2 protein-coding genes and 2 pseudogenes are annotated in these 4,235 nt (G+C 72.9%); all 4 read right to left on the bottom strand.

From position 1 onward, the window contains the following. Positions 1-1,200 (bottom strand): annotated as a pseudogene (locus H5J26_RS28905) (hypothetical protein); the annotation flags it as partial. Positions 1,201-1,286: 86 nt separating this feature from the next. Continuing rightward, on the bottom strand, positions 1,287-2,201 hold the full coding sequence (locus H5J26_RS28900) for a hypothetical protein (RefSeq protein ID WP_181768922.1): 915 nt from the start codon (positions 2,199-2,201) through the stop codon (positions 1,287-1,289). Between the two features lie 136 nt (positions 2,202-2,337). Further along, positions 2,338-3,849 (bottom strand): hypothetical protein, encoded by a 1,512-nt coding sequence (locus tag H5J26_RS28895; protein ID WP_181768921.1) that lies wholly within the window; start codon positions 3,847-3,849, stop codon positions 2,338-2,340. A 149-nt stretch (positions 3,850-3,998) separates the two neighbouring features. Then, positions 3,999-4,235 (bottom strand): annotated as a pseudogene (locus tag H5J26_RS28890) (HEAT repeat domain-containing protein); the annotation flags it as partial.

Raw genomic sequence — 4,235 nt, 5'->3', positions numbered from 1 at the left:
CGTACGTGCGTCGGTGAGCTCGCGGCGCTGTGCCGTGGCGGCCTTCTCCGCCCCGGTGAGCGCCAAGGAGGCATGCCTGTAGGCGAGTTCGGCGGCGATCAGGGAGGAGCGGGAGCGCTCGTCGGCGGCCCGCGTGACCGCACGGTCGGCTTCCGTGACCTGTTCGGCGAGCTCGGTGCCGCGGGCCCGCTCCGCGTCGCCACGGGCTGCGAGGCGCCGTACGAGGGTGCGGGTGCGCTGCTCGGCGCCGGCGTGGATCTCGCGGGCGAGCTCGCGCTGCTGTGCGGAGTCCGCGATGCGGTTGAGGAGATCGAGGGAGCCGGCGGTGAAGTCGCACTCGGCGGTGAGCTCGTCGCGGCGCCCGAGCTTGTGTGCGAAGCCGTGCACGAGGTCTGCGAGACCGTCGGTGTCGCGCGTGTCGGTGACGGCGCGCAGCAGCAGGTCGGTGAAGTCGGAGTCGTTCTTGACGGCGAAGAGGCCCGCGGCCTCACCCTCGTCGGCGTTCATCTCCCGCTGGTAGCGGAAGAGTTCGGGGTCCAGGCCGAGGCCGGTGAGGCGTTCCGTCCAGCGTTCGTGCACCTCCTCCCAGGCGATGTCGAGGTTCGGGTAGGCCTTTCCCGTCTCGGTCAGGACATCGCGGAAGCCCTTCATCGTGCGGCGGCGCCCACGGGCCGTGGAGGCGCCCTCCACGGCGGGATGCAGGGCCGCCGACTCCGCGACGGGGAGGGAGTCGAGGCTCATGCCGGGGCCCGGCCGGAAGGCGTACCAGGCCTCGGCGAACTTCCGCGGATCGTTGGAGACTTGGCGTCCGCGCCACTCGCTGACCTTGCCGACCACGACGCTCTCGCCGGTGCGGGTGTGCTGCCACTCCAGAGCCACGTGACCGCAGTCGTCGGCGAGCAGGAACTTGCGCAGCACGCCGGAGCTCGCGCCGCCGAGGGTGTTGCGGTGGCCGGGCAGCATCACGGAGAAGATGAGCTTGAGCAGCACGGACTTGCCGCCGCCGTTCTCCAGGAAGAGCACCCCTGCGGGGGCGGGACGCCGTGGCGGGCCGCTGGGCTCGTCCTCGAAGAAGTCGGCCTGTGCGGGAGCGGGGCTGGGGACCGGGCCGCCGACTCCTCGCAGGTCCAGCACGGTGTCGGCGTAGCGCGCACCGGCGGGCCCGATGGAGTAGAGGCGGATCCGGGACAGCTCGTACATGGCGGCGGACTCTCGTCGTTGAGTTGGTGGGTCGTTGAGTCGGTGGATGGTCGGCGGTGTGGGCGTGGGTTGCGGAGCGGGCCCGGTCAGGAGTGGAAGGGAAGCGCCGCGTCGCCCGCGATCTCCAGGTCCTCGCCTTCGCCGGAGGGCAGAAGGGTGGCGCTCCCGTCGCTCACGGGCACCACGCCGAGCTCCAGCAGCTCGGACATCGCGGCGTTGCCCGCCATGTCGCGGACCTGCAACTGATAGCGGGCGGTGGTGCGGTAGGTGCCGCCCGCGTCGTCCCCCGTGCGCTGGAGGAATCCCGAGTCCACGAGGAAGGTGACGGCCTTGGCGATGATGCCGGTCGTCGAACCGGCAAGCCGCCGGGCGTCCTTGGTGGCTCCGGTGGCGCTCCGCCGCGCGTACACCCGCCAGGCCGCTTCCAGCCCGGGAGCGTCGGTGGCGGGGTCGGCGTTCTCACCTGATTCCTCTGCCTGTTCGGCGAGCCTGCGGCAGGCCTGGCGTACGAGGGAGTCGACGCCGTTGACGGTGATGCGGCCGATGTAGCCGTCGTCGGCCAGGTCCTCGGGGCGGGGGAAGGCCATGGCCGCCACGGCGAGATGGGCGAGCCCGTGCAGGAAGCGGTCGGCGGAGTCGGCGGTGGCCCGGCGGGCGTAGTCGCCCATGCGGACGGCGAAGACGGACTCCTCATCGGCGGCCAGGGCCATCCCTGCCCGCGTGGAGACCTCCAGGACCACCAGGCCGAGCCCCGTGGCGACGGCGTCCGCCAGCCGGGCGAAGGCGGGCTCGTCGCGGTAACGCCGGAGCAGCTCGGTGTACTCGGCGTCCCGGGCCGGGAGCAGCTTGGGGTGCAGGCCGAAGGAGACGAGGCGCGCGGCATCGGCGGTGTCGGCCGGGGTGACGGCCTTCCCGTCCCGTGCGGACTCCTGCGCCGCCGCGGACCCGTCGGCGGTCGGGACGGCGAAGCCGTCGGTGCCCTCGTCGCGGTACTCGGTCACGGGTGCGGTGCTCCTACGGGCGGCATGGGCGGGAAGCTGGTCGGGACGCTGGAAGGGCCACGGAGGCGGGCGGGCGCCGCGGCTGAAGTGCCGTGTGCGCCAAGGCAGTCGGCCGGCTCACGGCATGGGCGCGGCCTCATGCGGCGTCCGTACGGTCGGAGGCCATGCCCGCGGCGTCAAGGAGGGCCGTGCCGACGATGAGGTCCGCGCCGCCGAACTCGGGATCGTCGAGCTCTTCGCCGTCGTCGACGGCGAAGAGGAGCCTGCGCTCCCCCTGCCGGTACGCGGTGCCGACCGGAGGGCTGGCGGCGTGGACCGCCAACAGGGAGACCAGATAAGGCAGTTCGGGGTCGCGCCGGCGGGCGTCGGCGAGAAGCCCCGAGAGCCGGCGCGGGGCGTCGGCGGGAAGGTCCAGCAGCTCCATGGCCGACTCCAGCTGCTCCTCGCTGAACCGGCTGTCGTCGGGTGTGGCGATCAGATCGGGCTCGGGCATCTCGGCGCCGAGGTGTTCGCGCGGGGCGGGCGGGGTGAGCAGCAGGTCGACCAGGTCTCCGACGCGTACGGCACCGGGGGTGCGCAAGCCCGTGCCGCGCGCGAAGAACGCGTCGGTCACCGCACCTGCCTGCTCGACGGGCAACGGCAGCAGCGGCGCCATGAGTTGGCCGAACAGGTCGAGGCCGGCCCGCGCGGCGGGCGGTGCGAAAGCCTGGCGGTCCTGCTCGGCGCGGAAGAGTGGTCCGGCGGCCAGCAGCCGGGACTGCAGCTGGGTGTGGCGGCGGATGCAGTCCTTGACGATGTCGACGAGCTCGGCGGCACGGCGCTTGTGGTCAGGGCCGCGTTCGGACGCCGCGTCGTCGCGGGCGCGGCGGATGTTGGTGAGGATCGCGTTCTCGTGGCGGTAGCGGTCGGCGACGTGGTCCAGGGCTTCGGTGATCATGTCCGGGACGGTGCGCAGCCAGTCGACCGCGCGCACGTCACGGCGGGTGGCCTCCAGGGTGCGCCGCAGCGTCTCCGCATACTGCACCGTGCGGTAGCGGGCCTGCTCGGCCGCGAGTTGGGCGTCGGCGAGACGCCCGCGACTGATGAGGACCTCCAGCTTGACCTCGGCGGCGATCTGGGCGCTGGTGACGTCGGTGTCGAGCGCGCCGACCAGGACGTTGACCGCCTCGTCGGTCGTACGGAGATAGACGCTGCCGCCGGGACCGGGGACCTCTTCGATGAGCTTGAAGTCGTAGTCGCGGCGGACGTAGGCGCCGTCCGGGCCGAACGTGCCGTAGACGGCGCGGAATCCGCGGTCCACGCTGCCGACGTTGAGCAGGTTCTCCAGGACCCACCGGGCGACCCGCTCGTGCTCGGCGACCGGACGGCCGGGGGCCTGGGCGGCGATGCGGGGCAACAGGCGGGCCACCACGTCCTCGTGGTCCGCACCGGTGTCGAAGTCCATCTGAAGGGTGACGAGGTCGATGGCGCTGAGGGCGACCTCGGCCATCGCGTAAGTGCTGTACTCCCCGGCGAGGTTGGCCTTGCGGACGTCCAGGTCGTGCAGCGGAGCCGTGCAGGCGAGCGCCCGCAGGCGCCGTGCCAGCCCCTCGTCGGCAGCGGGGCCGGGGGCCGGGGACGGGACGATCGGCGGGGCGTGCTCAGTCACGACGGACACACTATGCGGTCACAGTGACAACGTCCGGAACGGCCCCTGATGTGCCGTTACATCCCCGGCGCGCGGACGGCGACGCAAGCCCCCCAAGCTTGCCGGTACGGGTGAACGGTGACGCCTCTCATGCCCCGTTCAGCGTCCGGTCATCGCCCGGCGTCGGGGCTGAGCCTGCCTCGTACGGCGCTCTGCACGCCCTCCTCCTCGGCGGGGTCGGCAGCGAGCCTGCGCAGCCGCTCCACGACGCGCTCGTCGCCGGTCGCCGCGTACTCCGCGGCCAGTTCGCGAGTGGTCTCCTCGCAGTCCCACAGGCACTCCACGGCGAAGCCGGCGGCGAACGAGGGGTCGGTGAGGGCGAGCGCTCCGGCGGCACGGCCGCGCAG

Source organism: Streptomyces albidus (ex Kaewkla and Franco 2022), from assembly GCF_013870515.1.
GTDB classification, from domain to species: Bacteria; Actinomycetota; Actinomycetes; order Streptomycetales; family Streptomycetaceae; genus Streptomyces; species Streptomyces albidus.
This window is presented reverse-complemented; position numbering and strand designations above follow the sequence as displayed.